Below are 14,764 nucleotides of genomic sequence, written 5' to 3'. Positions count from 1 at the left end.
AAAAGCTGGCGAGGACATATCACTCGCGGAACAACTCATTGAAAAAGGTCTGCTGGTAAAAACAGAATTCGGAGGTAACTATTTTTACATCAGATCATTTTCCCGGTAACAGTAGAATAAGCAGATGGTTCTGATTAATCATGATATCGAAGCATATATTATGAAGTCAGGTGATATTCTTCATGTTCTCCTGCTGTATTATGGGTAATCGCATATCCATCTGCAGTAAATATCAGAAAGGGAGTAAGATCAATGAAGACAGGAGCAGTATTTCTTGTGTTTTCTATTATCAGTACAGTGTCTGTCGCAGGGGATTTCCTGGGAGATCAGGTAGATGCTCTGATGGTGCTGATAGAAGATCACGGTCCTGATGCGGTGATTGAACACATTGAGAAGTTCGAACCTGTCCAGAGACTGCAGCTCTACGAGCTGGCCCGTGAACTCTACATATTCAGTGAATGGGAGGGAAGGAATTTAGACGATTACATAACTGTAATGGATTCCGGAATAGAGGAAGCTCTCTATCAGGCTAACAGTTCATCGGATTCCTTCACAATCGCAGTATTCCTGGATATGGCAAATGTAATGTCCTACAACCTTTCGGCCGACCTGGCGGAATGCTGGCCGGGCGATACTCTCACAAGGCACAGAAGGCACTTCGAACGGGGTCTTTCAGCGGCCCTTCAATGTATCGAATGGCGTCATGAGCTGGATAAGGGACCTTACTCTTTCTTTATGGCTTACTGGGCAGCCGGAATTCACCAGCTCTCTCTGGGTCGCCACAGAGAAGCTATTTACAGCTTCGTGAAATCCCTTAACAGCGCACAGCAGCTGACAATCGATGCAGGCAGGCCACTCGGAGTTTCACCGCAGGCGGGATTCGAGCTGTTGCTGGCCCACGGCTATCTTGGACTGGCGATGCAGATATGCGGAGAAGATGAGGGAAGTCAGTTTGAAAACGCCATACAGGCTTTCCAGGAAGGTGTCGAGTACCCTGAATGGGGGGGCGATGATTACAGCTTCGGTATCGCGCAGCTGATGTGGGCGCGGGACCGGATAATAAGGGAATAGCGACCACTCTATCAGCGCAGGCCTGCCGATGATATTTCCGGGCTTTAGTTACTCACCCTGGTACGCTCTGAGTTGAATGAGCGCCTCTTCCACCGCTTCACTGTTTGAAGCGTCAGGTTCGAGCAGCAGATACGTCTCCATCTCGGTGATAGCTTCATCGATCAATCCCTGACCTGCATAGATGATCCCCAGATTGTAATGAGCCTCCGCATAATCGGGATTGATCCTGATTGCTTCCTCCAACTCTATGCCGGCTTCATCATATCGACCCTGCCGGGAGTAGGCAGCACCAAGATTGTAGTATGCCTCTGCATAATCAGAATTTATTCTTATTGCTTCTTCGTATTTGGAGACAGCCTCACTGAGACGATCCTGTGCGGCATAGATGACTCCGAGATTATAGTGAGCTTCCGCATAATCCGGATCGATCCTTATTGTCTCCTCAAATTCGGCAATCGCCTCATCATAGCTGTTTCTGTCGCTGTATATGCCTCCCAGTGCATTGTGCACATGAGCATTATCAGGATCGATACGAATAGCTTCTTCATATTCTTCAATTGCCTCATCTATCCGATCCTGCTGTGAGTAGATATACCCAAGACGACCGTGTGCTTCTGCATGTTCCGGATCAAGCCTGAGAACTTCCAGAAATTCTGCAACGGCACTATCCAGTTCTCCCTGCCGGGCGAATTCGATTCCCTGCTCCATGTGCTCGCTGGTCGAAGAGGAAGAAGTTTCCCCGCATGCAGAGAGCATTCCAATCACCAATGCCAGTATCAGCAGAAACATACGAATCAGTTCATGATTCTTCATCCTTTTCCTTCCTTGTTCCTCCCGGTATCACCGGGTTTAGTCGCTGAATAAACCTCTCCAGCTTATTCATTATGATTCTGTAGCACTGAATTGATATTCAGAACAGCTAAAATACTGCGAACAAAAGATAAGTATAATTTCTTTTCAGTGCATACCCTATCAGGAGTGATCTCATAAGAAGATTAATGGATATGATAATTGGTTAGACAGCCCCCATGAAATCATTATGTTTCGAAGTAGTGTCCATGTCAGAAGTACTCAACGGATACTTGATCAAAGAACATCTGGAAAGTTCCGGTTAAATGGAACGTTTTGAAAATGAGGGAAAATTGATTCCCTCTTCAGAAAGGATACGCAGGAATAATGATGCTCATACTGTCAGTACTTATAGCGCTTACTCCTCCACCGGGTGTAATCCATCACGGAGAGGAAATCTTAACTGCCCAGGAAATGATTCAGTTGATGGACGAGGCTTCCGTCGTTTTCGTAGGCGAGAAGCATGATGACAGCCTTGCCCATCAATGGGAACTCTTCCTCTGGATGACCATGGCTTCCTTTGATCGTTTTCTTGCGCTGGAGATGTTTGAAACTGATGTACAGGAAGTGCTTGAGGATTACCTTGCCGGGAAACTCACTCTGGAGGAGTTCCTTGAGGGAAGCAGACCATGGGGAAATTACATCGAGGATTACCATCCGCTTGTTGAGTATGCAGCTTTGAACGGCTACGGTGTTATAGCTGCTAATGTACCCAGGCGGTATGCAGCAGCGGTTGCAAGAAACGGCTGGGAAGGCCTGTCGGGAATCGAGGGGGGAGATGTCTTTCTCAGTACAGATGTCGATTCCACGAATGAATCTTACAGAGAGCGATTCATGGCCACAATGGAAGCAATCAGCAGCCAGATGCAGAGCATGCCCATGGATCCTTCAAACATGTACAGGGCACAGCTTCTCAAAGACGCTGTCATGGCTTCATCAATAACCGGTCAGAGCTGCCTTTTCATATGCGGCAGCTTCCACAGCGACGAACGCTCCGGTATCCCGGATCAGCTTGAATCCGGGGTTACATACCTTACGGTGAAGATAATCGGAGAAGATGAACCGTGGGACGCTGATCAGGCGGATTTTGTGATCGTTCGATAGATCCGGACTGAAGATCATTTGTCACACTCGAGGAGATGTAATCATGGATCCACGTAAATGGAAACATCTCAGCAGAAGATCAGCAGGAAAGTCGCATACCTTGTTATAGGAGTCGGAGCCTTTTTGCTGGCCTGGACAGCCGGCATGTTCCAGATAGTCGCTCTGGCTTCAAGAGCGTTCGCTTTTTACTACATGATCCAGTGTTTTGTGGCTGTCACTGTTGCGAAGGGAGTATTTCGCAAGGTCTGGATGATGATGGTTGCACTTATTCTGCTTGGAATAACCCTCTTCGCAATTCCGGTCAGCTGATGCGGGTTAGAGCATTGATAGGAAATATTATCTGATCTGACTCTTTTCCATGTCGAGTGCGTTGCTGAGCTTATCGAGAAGATCAGATAAACGATATGGTTTTGGAAGGAAACCTGATATTCCGCTATCGCCGAACTGCTTCTCAACATCCTTCCTGCTGTAACCACTCGATATTATCACAGGTATAGCGGGATCTATATCCCTGAGTCTTGAGCAGGTCTCTTTTCCGTCCATGTTCGGCATTGTAAGATCAAGAACGACACAGATAATCTGTTCCCGGTTCTCCGTAAATAAATCGAGAGCTTCCTGTCCTCCAGCTGCTGTCATCACTGAAATTCCAAGTGTTTCCAGCATCTCTCTGCCGACTGAAAGAACAGTTTCGTCATCATCAACAAGGAGAATGGTTCCCCTGCCGATCAGTTTGCTGTCATTCCGTAATTCCTCCGGCTCTGAATCTGAGGAATCCGTACATGCCGGGAACGCTATCAGCACATTTGATCCCTTCCCGGGTTCGCTTGAAACTTTTATAGCACCCATGTGCCCTCTGACGATTCCTATCACAGCGGCAAGACCAAGCCCTCTGCCGAAAAATTTTGTGGTATAGAACGGATCAAACATACTGGCAATTGTTTCCTGACTCATTCCGCAACCCGTATCCGATACTTTGATGAACGCATAAGCACCTTTAAGCTTTTCCTGTGTTATGTATTCCTCAGGCATTTCGGAACCGTCAAATTCCATTACGCCTGTATCAAGCCTGATGATACCGCTCCTTTCACCGATTGCTTCTGAAGCGTTGGTGATAAGATTCATGACTACCTGACTTAGCTGTGAAGTATCGGCCTTGATTGGCGGCAGCTCTTCTGCCAGGTTGTAACTTAGAACTATGTTCTTTGATATTGATGTTTTGAGAAGATAAGCCATTTCTTCAACAACATCGTTAAGGCTCAGAACTTCGATTATGAATTTTCCTTTGCCTGAATACGCCAGCATCTGCCTGCTGTGCTTTCTCGATCTGTACGATGTTTGCATGCGTTGAAGAAGACGGAGAAAGATCTCTAAGAGCAAGATCAGCGTTTCCAAGAATACCCACAAGCAGATTGTTGAAGTCATGAGCTATACCACCTGCAAGAATACCAAGGCTTTCCAGCTTCTGGGCATGCTGAACACTCTTCTCGAATTCAAGGCGTTCCTCCTCTGCCCTTCTTCGATCCGATATGTCTCGAACAATTGTCTGGAGGTAGTTCTCGCCAGCAATAGATACTTTGTTCAGGGCTACTTCCGCGTAAAAGGGAGTTCCGTCCCATTTGCTGTGAAGCCATTCAAAAATCTGGGGTACATCCTTGAGCGCTTCTGTTGCTCTATTTTTTCCTGAAACGCGGGATTTCGAACCATCTGGCTGTAGCTCCGGGGAAAACCGGTAAGGTGATTTCCCGATAATCTGCTCTCGCGTGCAATCGAACATTCTCAGTGTTACCGGATTACAATCCACTATCCTGTAATCCTTCATTATGAATATCGCGTCCCTTGCTGAACTGAAAAGACTGCGGTAGCGTTGTTCGCTTTCCCTCAGCGCGTTCTCCGCTTTCTTCCGTTCCAATATCTCACGCATGAGCATATCGTGTGAAAGACATCCTGCAAGCGATACTGCGAATTTTGAAACAACACTTCGAAGCTGATTGATCTCCCTCTTCTCAAAATGCTCTTCTCTGGATACTGAGTAGAGTTTGAGAACACCTATTTCATTCAGGGGAAATATCGTAAACATCCCCCTGTCCATTCCGCTTTCAGTGACCAGCTCCTGAAAAGCTGCCTCAGAAGAGGATACACTTACAACTTCGCCGGTTCTGAGGGCTTCAAAAAGAGGGCTGTTAATAGAAAGGTGAGTATCCTTTACCTTGAATTCAGGATGGGCATATATGAGGGAGACTCCATCGGAATCCTGCATTTTTGACAGGAAAACATCTCTTATCCAGACGGATACGAATCCCAGGTTCTTTCTCAGCATCAGTGCCTTGAGAAACTCGATGCAGTTTTCCCTTACTTTGATCGAAGTGCCGATTGAAAGTGACAGTTCGTAAAGAAGAGAAATCTCCTGAATAGTCTTTCTGGAATCCGTTCTGTCCTTACTCATACAAAACCATTACAACCGTTGTAAGATTCAGATATTCAAGATATCGCTCTCCCAGGGACGAAATTTCTCCCAGTGTCATGGCTCCTTCAGGAATTTCCCTGTTATCAGCAGACCGGGCTCCACGAATTATTGCCTTGAGTTCCTCAGAATATTCATTCTCAAGAAGAAGTGCTCTGGATATGCAGTCAGAGACAAGACAGTGACGAATACTTTTACCGGAAGGTACCCGGCAATCTTCCGCAGCCATCTGTGCCGCCTTGATCAGAGATTCCTTATTCCCTCCGAGAATATCCACTACCGCATTGCCCTGCACTTCCCCTCCACAGACAATGTCTCCGTCAGCGGTCAGCGCAACAGTGGCGCGTCCGATATTTTCACAACCCTCCCTGAATAATCCTAGAGGGTATTCTTTTGCTATATCATAGAAGTCGTTTTCAGAAAACTTCCTGCCCGAATCCATCTCTACAGCCTCGCGGTATACTTCAAAAGCATTTTCCCAGTTGAATTCGCTGATCAGGTTTCGATCCGTTCGTGTAGCGACAAGTGGACCCATCATTCTCTTCCAGCCATGCCGAGCGCCAAGACAACCTTCAAGCTTGACAAGAGCCACTATCGCGGCATTATTGAAAAATCCCTCGGATGAGAAAAGGCAAAGGTCTTTCTTCATGCTCTGATACCCGGCTCCTCCTCCGAAATAATTAACGGAATTACCCAGCTTGTTCAACATCTCCGAAAGGAATAATCCGATATTCGGAGCCATCCCGTCGATCAGAATAATGGCGGTGTATTTCTTATCGGATTCAATACTTTGAAATCCGGTAAAATCAGGAATTTTTATGGAATCCGGTTCTTTAATACCCACTACAGCCGGTTTTTCTATCCCTGGCATTTTTCGTATGATCGCGCCTTCTGTGGATTTCGATTCGCCATGAATGACTCCGGGATAAATCCCGCCGAAAAAGCATATACCCTTTTCATTCAGATCACTTGTCAGACCCTCTATATCAGGGATGCTATCTTCCCCTATAAGAATCATGACCACTTCATCGTCCTTCACATCAAGCAGGGAAACAGCTTCAACGATATTCTCTCGATTCACTTCAGGTAGAAACATATTCATCCTCGCTTTTCTGCTTACCATTACAATTATTCTATCCGAATTCCGATCCGGTGCCAAGCCGAAGAATCTCTCCTGAAGGCTCTACACCTGATACAGGTCATGCTCAAACAGCTCAGGTAAATATGTTTAACCTCAAAAGAGGGGAGGACGAAAGCCCTCCCCTCCGCTAATCGATGTTGAAATAACCTTACCTGAGAACCATCATCGACTTCGAATCGGTAAACCCTGGCGTCGAGAGCCGGAGGTGGTAAACTCCTGCGGGAACTACGCCCCCACGCCCGTCAGTAAGGTTCCACAAAATGCTGTGATCGCCGCTCTGAAGTTCACCGTCATGAATGGTCGCTATCTTTCTCCCGCTTATATCAAACACATCGATCGTGACGTTTGATATCGATGCTATGCTGAAGTTAAGAACCGCTGACTCGTATGCAGGGCTCGGACCCAGATAATTCAGTCTGTTGTTCAGAACTGGTGATTCAGTCTCTCCGACACCGACACCGGTAACATCGATTGAGCCAGGATAGGTATTGAAATTTCTGGCCCACACGGTGATGTTGAGTATACCTGTAGTGGTGGGTTCCACATAGATCTCAGCCTGACCGGAAGCGTCCGTTGTGACCACTTCGTAAATCTCACCGGTCTGCCAGTTTCCCTTCTGCAGGCATACTCTTGCATTCTCGACAGGAGCGCTGTCATCACTCACAGTTACACTTATGTATGTAGAACCGTCAATAGTACTCGGGTGGGTGACTTCAAGCTTTCCGGCAACTTCTGTCCACATCGGTAGTTCAGGATCACCAAAAAGTGTGTATTCCTTCAAACACCAGTCCATGTAGGTGCTGCAGGGGGGAACATAGTAATCCATACTTGTCGCGTGCGCGATGCCAAGGTTGTAGATATCGGTTTCCCAGTGATCGATGTAGAATCTTATGCATAGCATCTCGCTCGGGCCTTTGCACGGACCAGCGAAATTGCCCCAACCGTATCTCGTATTGAAGCACCCGAATCCACCACCATCAGGCGACGCGAGCCAGGCATCAGCGCAGCACTCGTAGCCATCGAGGTAACCTATATGGCATGAAATGGATTGCCAGAGAGCGGGAAGCCCTCCGGATGATATGTTCGTCTGGGCCATGATGTGATCCACAGTATAGTTGCTGTAAGCAGATGTCCACATATAGGTCTTGCTGCCGTGGCTTGCATGATAGACATGATGCGGCCCGGCATCGATCATATTTATCGTATTGGTTGCGTTGTTGGTCCCTTCGGACTCATAGAGTTTTTCCTCTTCCCAGGCGCTGCCGGGAATGTAGGCGGAGATAGCTTCCGCGGAAGCGCTGCCGGGGATATAGGGGGAACTCCAGAGTATTCCTGTAGTATAGCCTATCCGGAGCTCTCTAGAGCCTGTTTCGAAATAATCGACTGTCCGAATGCCTTCATACAGAAACACTTTATCGATAAAGAGATCGGCTTCCGGTAAGGAATTCACGCTGGCTCTGCCGACAAAGAGATCGGGATGGTAGTCGACCTGGTCATAACCCGCAGGTTGAGGATACTGGTAGGGATAGGGAACCTCACCCCAGATTCCGTTGCCGTTGGCGTTCCAGAGATCATCTCCTGGAATAGCATCGTTGATATCAACGAAGTAGAGATCGGCCGGTGCGATCTCCGAATATGACGAACTTCCAACCAGCTTCGCGTCGCGGCAGACAACCTTGTCATCGTCGCCGAAGATCAGGACATAATCAGTACCTTCATAACGGCAGTCAGTCAGAAAAGCTCTCATGCTCTGTGGAAGGTCAACACATGAGGAGTATTGTGACTCAACCCAATCTGTTGTGTAAACATTCGCTGGAACGCCTTTTAAAGTTTTCCAGTCAGCCAGCAGCTGAGCCTGAAGCTGGTATTCCGGATTAGTGATAATCACGTACTGCCCGTACTCAAGATCTCTTTCCGGAATGATAACGGCGCCCGAGGGACTGACGCCGTCAGGATTTACGACGAATCTTCCTGCGATATCCATGGCCTTATCCTCGCTGGCCCGGGTCCTTCTGGAAACGAGATTGACAGACTGGTCATACTCGTAAGTCACCCGAAGGGTCATCTGTGACAGAACCTGGATGGTCCTGCTGGCAGGATTCCATCTCACAGGATAAACCACCGCGTACGCGATGGGTATCCCCCAGTAGACACTGGAACTGTGCAGAGATGCCATTTCCCGCGGGAAGGGGGTATCCCTTCCATATATTTCAGGGTCAGGAGGAGACTGCATGTGATCCATCTCAACTGAGAGTGGAACAGGCTCATTTGCCGGCATTACATCGTAACCACCGATCAGATTCGTATAATCAGCAGCAACAACTTCTATCCAGGTTGCACTGCATCCAGTGGGAAGAGCAATCCTCACCGGCATTATCGGAAGACAGGGCGCTCCGTCGTGGATTATGTAAGGGAGTCCGGGAACAGTCACTGCTGTATAGATTCCCTCAGAGATAAGGTTTACATCGGCCCGGTCAAAGGGAATTGTAACCGTCAATTCACCTGCCACGCTGAACGCAGCAACAACGAGAAGAAGCAGAGTTACCCTAAACATGTTTACACATCCTCCTCTCCGAGGATTAAACAATAATATCAGTATTAAGCATAGTTTCTTGATATTACTAAACTTATAAGATTATATGTACAATCTTTACAGACAGAGCAAGTAGAACGTTACAGAACCTGTTTTTGCCTGTATATTGAATGGATATGAATGCAGGAGGAAAGAAAGTGAGTACTGACTCCAGAAAAAATCTGATCGAGAAGGGCATGAGAGCCGGCGATACAGATATGTACGATGAGGATCTGGTCTGGTCGCGGAACAGCGGAGACAAGATAGACATCGGTGAAGTCCTCATGCGGGTAATCAGAACGATTAACAAAGCTTTACCTCTTTCCCGAAAACTACGAGTCCTTTCCATCGGTTCCGGATCTGAACCGCAGTTCCAGATTCTGGAATCAGCCTTCCGTGGAGGTATGTACCTTCTCGATATCGACAGTGTACCTCTTTCCATCGTCAAGGATCGTATTCAAAGGCAATGGATAGAACACGTTACCACTATAATGGCGGATTACAACAGGGTTCTTGTCCGGCCGGAAAAGGCGGAACAGTTCCTGAAGGACAAACTGGACGGTAGAAAACCGGACCTTATCACTCTCCATCATTCTCTTTACTACTGCGATGAATCGGTCTGGAAAGAATTCTTCGTAAGTCTATACCGAAAGATTCTTGCCCGTCGGGGAGCAATCCATGCTGTGATGATGGCTTCAAACAGCGAAGACCGGTACTCCACAACCTGGCTCTACAATCATTTTGCCGGCAAATTTTTCAATTGCCGTAATGATCAGGATCTGAACTCCTTTGGCGCGGCACTGGAGAAGAACAGAGTATTCAGCAAAGCGAAGATTTTAAGGCAAACTCACTGTGTTAATTTCTTTGTTGATGATTTCGAGAAATTCATGGCGGTGATCTGGATGATCCTTCTTTACCCCAACGTGCATAAGTACAGTCTTGAACAGAAAGAGGAGATCACCGATCATATCTTTGACAATTTCTGGATGAAGAAGAAACCGCTTGTTCAGATACAGGATCATCTTGTTATCGAAAGGAACATGGGGTCAAATCTTTCCTCTTGATATCAAGAAGAAAGATTTGACCCCAATGCCCTCCTGATGGCCTGGATATGTTCAGGGGTTGTTCCGCAGCAGCCACCGATTATCGACACGCCGGCATCAACCAGTTCCTTTGACTTCTGCGCCATGAATTCAGGTGTTTCCGGGTAAATAAGTTCCCCGTTTTCAATTAAGGGAAGGCCGGCATTTGACTGGATTATAAGCGGAAGAGTAGTGTGCTTTCTGTATTCCCTGGCAATCCTTATCATGTTTTCGATTCCGTTTCCGCAGTTGGAACCAACTACGTCCGCGCCAGCTTCTTCCAATTCGCATGATGTCTTTTCTATTGTATCACCCATGATCGTGAAAAAACCTTTGGGGGTCGGATCGTAAGTCATGGTCGCCATGACAGGGATTCCAGGTGCTTTCTTTTTTGCGGCTTTCAGAGCCAGAAGCATCTCTCCGAGATCCATCATCGTCTCGATACAGATTACATCACATCCTGATTCAGCAAAGGCCTGCATCTGTATTTCAAAGCTTTCGTATATGTCCTCAGGATCGGTATTACCATAGGGTTTCAGGATCTTTCCGCAGGGGCCGCAGGAGGCTGACACATACGCCCTGCCCTCAACAACACTCTTCACAGCCTTCACTGCATTTCTGTTTATCATGGGCGCTTCATCCTCAAGAGAGTAAGAAGCAAGTTTCAGGGGAGATCCCCCGAATGTATTCGTCTGGATTATGTCAGCTCCGGCATCAAGGTAGAGCCTTGCAATATCCTTTAGTATATCGATCCTTGAGAGGTTCAATCCTTCAGGACACTCACCGCTCTTAAGCCCCATTTCGAACAGCATGGTTCCCATGGCTCCGTCAGCAACAAGTATTTCACCATTGTTCAAACGTTCAAGAATCTTTTTCATTAACTATCTCTCGAGAAGAAAGATTCAACGGTTTCAACGGCATTGGCGCCGTCATAACTGTATGCGTCAGCACCGATCTCTTTCGCAAATGCCTTCGAAACAGGCGCTCCTCCCACTATGATTTTGACTTTTCCGTACAGACCCTCATCTTTTGCCATATCAACGACCTTTTTCATGACCGGCATCGTTGTGGTAAGAAGAGCGGACATTCCGATTACATCCGCGTTCTCTTCGGCGGCAACGCTGATGAACTTCTCCGCAGAGACATCGTTTCCAAGATCAATAACCTCGAATCCTGCACCTTTGAGTAGAATCGCGACCAGGTTCTTTCCGATATCATGCAGATCATCTTTTACGGAACCTATTACAACTTTTCCCTTTACTGGAATCCCATCCTCGATAAGAAGCGGCTTCAGAACCTCCATAGCACTATTCATCGCCCTTGCGGCAAGCAGAACATCGGGAAGAAATATTTCATGATTCTTGAATTTCTCTCCAACGATGTTCATCCCTGCAATCAAACCGTTATTCATTATCTCATCCGGAGGTATCTGTTTCTCAACAGCTTCTTTTGTCAGCTCAGCCACTGTCTCATCAAAACCGTTCTGCAGATTGAAAGATATCTGTTTCAGAAGTTCCATATTGATCCCCACATATCAGTTATAGACCTTATTACAAACTCCGCATCCTCTTTAGGCATGACTTTGTCCTGCATGCATGACAGAATGGATACGAATTCACAAATTCATGTATTTCCGCTGGCCCTCCAATAAGCACCCCGGACACGGACTTTATCGGGCTCATGAGACAGCTCTCATTCAATGTAATACCTATCTCTTCAGGATGAAGAACTTCAAACAGTTTTTTCTGACCGCTTATATGCCATCCGCAGTACCCCGGGCTATAGCCCAGGACCCGCAGCGAAGCTGCCGCCGGTTCCCTCCCGGCAAGTTCCAATTGCATATTCTGCGCTGCGAGTTCTACCAGTTGATCTGCAGCATATGACGAGACTGAATCAAGCATATATCCATCCGCGTAATATCCGGTATTAAAAAGTTCAGTTACTTTTTCACTGAGAATATGTCCGACCGTAACAGCGAACAGAACAAGATAACTGCTTTTCCTGTATATATCCTCTACCGGGTTCTCGTTCTCGTTCAGCCCTTCTCCGCGGAACACCCCCTCGAAAACGGAGGTTGTTATCTCGTTCATTATCCCTTTTGGCTCTGCAAGTTCTTGAAAATACTCAATTGCTTCTGTGTAAACCCGCTCGAAATTCTCACTTAGTTCAGATTCATCAGGAATTCCCTGGCTGCGGAGTATCTCCTTCCGAGGGAGTTTGATATCCTCCCGCGCAAAACTAATAATCGATCTCATAAGTTCTCATGCGGGAGTGAATTCATCCCGAACTTCGCGGCTTCCGCTTTCATCAGAACTGTCATTTCCGCAAGAACATCATCAGGCAGCTCTGTGGGTTCCCATATTTCCAAAAGTCTTTCAATCTCCTTTTTTGCCCTGTCACCGATGGTCTGGCTTCCCTCCTCTTTCCACCTTGAACTGTTCGCGCGGTCAATTACAGCCCCGGGGAAATAATGCTCATCATGGAGGTACTTTCTTGTATGGTTGGCAATCAGAAGGTGCTTTTCCTTAAGAAGCTCCTCGAAAATGGGTATAGCGGGAAAATCCTCCTTCGGTTCTATTCCCCTGATCAGCCTGAGTGTCATTCCACATATTTCATTATCAACAACAAGTTTTTCAAGGCTCTGACAGCTTTCAAAATCAAGCATTCCTGGCCCTGATATGCTGTTTATCCCGGACAGAGCGGCAAGAGTCGCGCCCATTGAGGTTTCCAGTCCCGCCTGCGCGTCCAGCTGTTTCGCGTCGCTCAGAGCAATGTAAGCTTGAGTAGGAAGATTCAGATATTTACCTATCTCATTATTTCCGCAATCTATCATCTGCGTTTCCACCGCTCCCATCGGTGTTGTCTCGTACCGAACATCAAAAGCGGCAGGTGAACCGCCGTAGATGATCGGAGTTCCGGGCTGTGTAAGCTGGCTCAGTACGACACCGCTCAATGTCTCCGCAGTATGCTGAACAATAGATCCAACCAGAGTCACGGGAGCCATGAAACCGGAAAGCGGCATTGAAATATATTCAACAGGTATGAAGTGCTTAGCGCAGTCGACCAGATTCTGAGAGGTGACATCGCTCCATTTCAAAGGAGCAGTCGGACAACAGGAGAATATCGTTAAAGGTTTCTCCCGCAGAGCGTCTTCCGATCCACGGATGGCAAGCTGCAGATCTTTCATCACATTGAATGCATTGATTGTAAAAGCGCCTGTTACCACAGGTTTGGAGCAGTACAGAAGACTGAGGAAAAGCCTGTAGCTGTCCGATATCTTCTCGGGAACATCGGCTGGGATGAACGCTGTACTCTGGGAGGCGATGTTATCCAGTCCGCTCATCAGCTTCGCGTACTCCACATAATCTGCGGTTGACGGTTTTCTAATCTCACCGCTCCTGGAATCAAGAATATTGATCGCCGCAGAACCGGGCGTGAAGTAAACGTTATGATCAGTAAGATTGTGTGTACGGCTGCCCATCACATCGTAGAGCTCTACTGAATCCGGCGCTGCTTCAAGAGCTTTATCGATAATGTCATAAGTGAAAAGCACATGCTTTTTCCCTGAATCCACTTCAGCGCCATGATCAGAAAGCATTGAAAGAACGCCTTCATTATGAATCTCTACCCCCAGATTGCACAGAATATCCCGTGCCTCTGAGATTATTCTCTCAATAAGTTCATTACTCAACAGCCTTAATACAGGTCTCATCGATAGCTCCTTAATATTTGCTCCTGTAATAAACCTTCAGGAACTGAAACCCCTTTGGTAAGCGATAATATCTTCTGCTGGATATTATTTGTTCTTCCTGCGCTCAAGGACGAAATGATGTGAAAGATAACCGATCACAAAACCTATAAGAGCAACGGAGAAAATTAGGATTATCATGGACATGCTAACCTTCCAGAAAAGAAGATGCACATCCACTACGTTGGAGTTCTGAACGACAATGATAACAAGTACTAATACCAGGGTCAGAATCGCAACCTGCTTAAGTTTCATAATAACCACCATTTTCAGAAATTGTCAGTATTCGAACTATTTTTTACTCATATCTCTTTCCTGGCAACTACACGGCTGATTGCGTGTTGATGCGGCAAGCCGCTCGACATGCAGTCAAATATCTCTTCTGTCGTGAACTCTATTCGCCAATCCTGATAGTGATTCAGCAGTTCTCCGGAGATCCAGCTGTGTGAAACGCTTTCCGCATCAGGGGCACCGGCAATAAATGGTTTCTTAACAAAGACGGACAGAGCATTGATGCCATTCGGACTGGTGAACTGACGGTAATTTCCAAGAGCTTCCAGTCGCATTTCCTTCGGAATGTACTGAAGAACTCCTGTTGAGAAAATAACATCAAAGGTTTCGCTGAGGCGAAAATCGTTGATGTCGGCAACAAACACCTCAAGTTGAACCAGTGCTTTGTCCGCAAGACGTTTCGTCTTTTCGACACCGACCGGTGAAGTGTCGAAAGCAGTAACAT

At 46.9% G+C, this 14,764-nt stretch carries 15 protein-coding genes; 4 read left to right on the top strand and 11 right to left on the bottom strand.

Features of this window, described 5'->3' with window-relative positions:
- Positions 1-252 precede the first annotated feature (252 nt).
- Positions 253-1,071 (top strand): hypothetical protein, encoded by an 819-nt coding sequence (locus K8R76_04850; protein ID MCD4847501.1) that lies wholly within the window; start codon positions 253-255, stop codon positions 1,069-1,071.
- Positions 1,072-1,119: 48 nt separating this feature from the next.
- On the opposite strand, the gene K8R76_04845 is transcribed toward K8R76_04850, so the two are convergent.
- Positions 1,120-1,884: a tetratricopeptide repeat protein gene (locus K8R76_04845; protein ID MCD4847500.1), complete on the bottom strand. Its 765-nt coding sequence runs from the start codon at positions 1,882-1,884 to the stop codon at positions 1,120-1,122.
- A 363-nt stretch (positions 1,885-2,247) separates the two neighbouring features.
- Here K8R76_04845 and K8R76_04840 point away from each other — a divergent pair, with 363 nt between their 5' ends.
- Both K8R76_04840 and K8R76_04835 read left to right on the top strand, forming a co-directional pair.
- Positions 2,248-3,024 carry a ChaN family lipoprotein gene (locus K8R76_04840; GenBank protein ID MCD4847499.1) on the top strand — a complete coding sequence of 259 codons (777 nt, stop codon included), beginning with the start codon at positions 2,248-2,250 and terminating at the stop codon, positions 3,022-3,024.
- A gap of 57 nt (positions 3,025-3,081) precedes the next feature.
- Positions 3,082-3,333 (top strand): hypothetical protein, encoded by a 252-nt coding sequence (locus tag K8R76_04835; GenBank protein ID MCD4847498.1) that lies wholly within the window; start codon positions 3,082-3,084, stop codon positions 3,331-3,333.
- Positions 3,334-3,360: 27 nt separating this feature from the next.
- On the opposite strand, the gene K8R76_04830 is transcribed toward K8R76_04835, so the two are convergent.
- The 4 genes from K8R76_04830 to K8R76_04815 all read right to left on the bottom strand — a co-directional run bounded on the left by K8R76_04830 (position 3,361) and on the right by K8R76_04815 (position 9,180).
- Positions 3,361-4,326: a response regulator gene (locus K8R76_04830; protein ID MCD4847497.1), complete on the bottom strand. Its 966-nt coding sequence runs from the start codon at positions 4,324-4,326 to the stop codon at positions 3,361-3,363.
- The gene (locus tag K8R76_04825) at positions 4,274-5,467 is read right to left on the bottom strand and encodes a PAS domain S-box protein (protein ID MCD4847496.1); all 1,194 of its coding nucleotides are present in this window, start codon (positions 5,465-5,467) and stop codon (positions 4,274-4,276) included. Before K8R76_04825 ends, K8R76_04830 begins: the two co-directional genes overlap by 53 nt.
- Positions 5,460-6,581: an FIST C-terminal domain-containing protein gene (locus tag K8R76_04820; GenBank protein ID MCD4847495.1), complete on the bottom strand. Its 1,122-nt coding sequence runs from the start codon at positions 6,579-6,581 to the stop codon at positions 5,460-5,462. The genes K8R76_04825 and K8R76_04820 overlap by 8 nt, the downstream gene beginning before the upstream one ends.
- 193 nt (positions 6,582-6,774) lie before the next feature.
- A complete protein-coding gene (locus K8R76_04815) occupies positions 6,775-9,180 on the bottom strand; it encodes a hypothetical protein (GenBank protein MCD4847494.1) in 2,406 nt (801 codons plus the stop codon).
- 149 nt (positions 9,181-9,329) lie between these two features.
- Here K8R76_04815 and K8R76_04810 point away from each other — a divergent pair, with 149 nt between their 5' ends.
- The gene (locus K8R76_04810; protein ID MCD4847493.1) at positions 9,330-10,262 is read left to right on the top strand and encodes a class I SAM-dependent methyltransferase; all 933 of its coding nucleotides are present in this window, start codon (positions 9,330-9,332) and stop codon (positions 10,260-10,262) included.
- 2 nt (positions 10,263-10,264) lie between these two features.
- Here K8R76_04810 and K8R76_04805 read toward each other — a convergent pair whose 3' ends face one another.
- From K8R76_04805 to K8R76_04780, 6 genes are all read right to left on the bottom strand, one after another.
- Entirely contained in the window at positions 10,265-11,158 is an 894-nt protein-coding gene (locus K8R76_04805) for a homocysteine S-methyltransferase family protein (GenBank protein ID MCD4847492.1), read from the bottom strand.
- A complete protein-coding gene (locus K8R76_04800) occupies positions 11,158-11,799 on the bottom strand; it encodes a corrinoid protein (protein ID MCD4847491.1) in 642 nt (213 codons plus the stop codon). Before K8R76_04800 ends, K8R76_04805 begins: the two co-directional genes overlap by 1 nt.
- 31 nt (positions 11,800-11,830) lie before the next feature.
- On the bottom strand, positions 11,831-12,535 hold the full coding sequence (locus tag K8R76_04795) for a hypothetical protein (protein MCD4847490.1): 705 nt from the start codon (positions 12,533-12,535) through the stop codon (positions 11,831-11,833).
- Positions 12,532-13,992 carry a trimethylamine methyltransferase family protein gene (locus tag K8R76_04790; GenBank protein ID MCD4847489.1) on the bottom strand — a complete coding sequence of 487 codons (1,461 nt, stop codon included), beginning with the start codon at positions 13,990-13,992 and terminating at the stop codon, positions 12,532-12,534. The genes K8R76_04795 and K8R76_04790 overlap by 4 nt, the downstream gene beginning before the upstream one ends.
- Before the next feature lie 84 nt (positions 13,993-14,076).
- Positions 14,077-14,283 carry a LapA family protein gene (locus K8R76_04785; GenBank protein MCD4847488.1) on the bottom strand — a complete coding sequence of 69 codons (207 nt, stop codon included), beginning with the start codon at positions 14,281-14,283 and terminating at the stop codon, positions 14,077-14,079.
- Between the two features lie 47 nt (positions 14,284-14,330).
- A partial coding sequence (locus K8R76_04780) for a class I SAM-dependent methyltransferase (GenBank protein MCD4847487.1) occupies positions 14,331-14,764 on the bottom strand: 434 nt, incomplete at its 5' end.

Source organism: Candidatus Aegiribacteria sp., from assembly GCA_021108435.1.
Lineage (GTDB): Bacteria > Fermentibacterota > Fermentibacteria > Fermentibacterales > JCC-6 > Aegiribacteria.
This window is presented reverse-complemented; position numbering and strand designations above follow the sequence as displayed.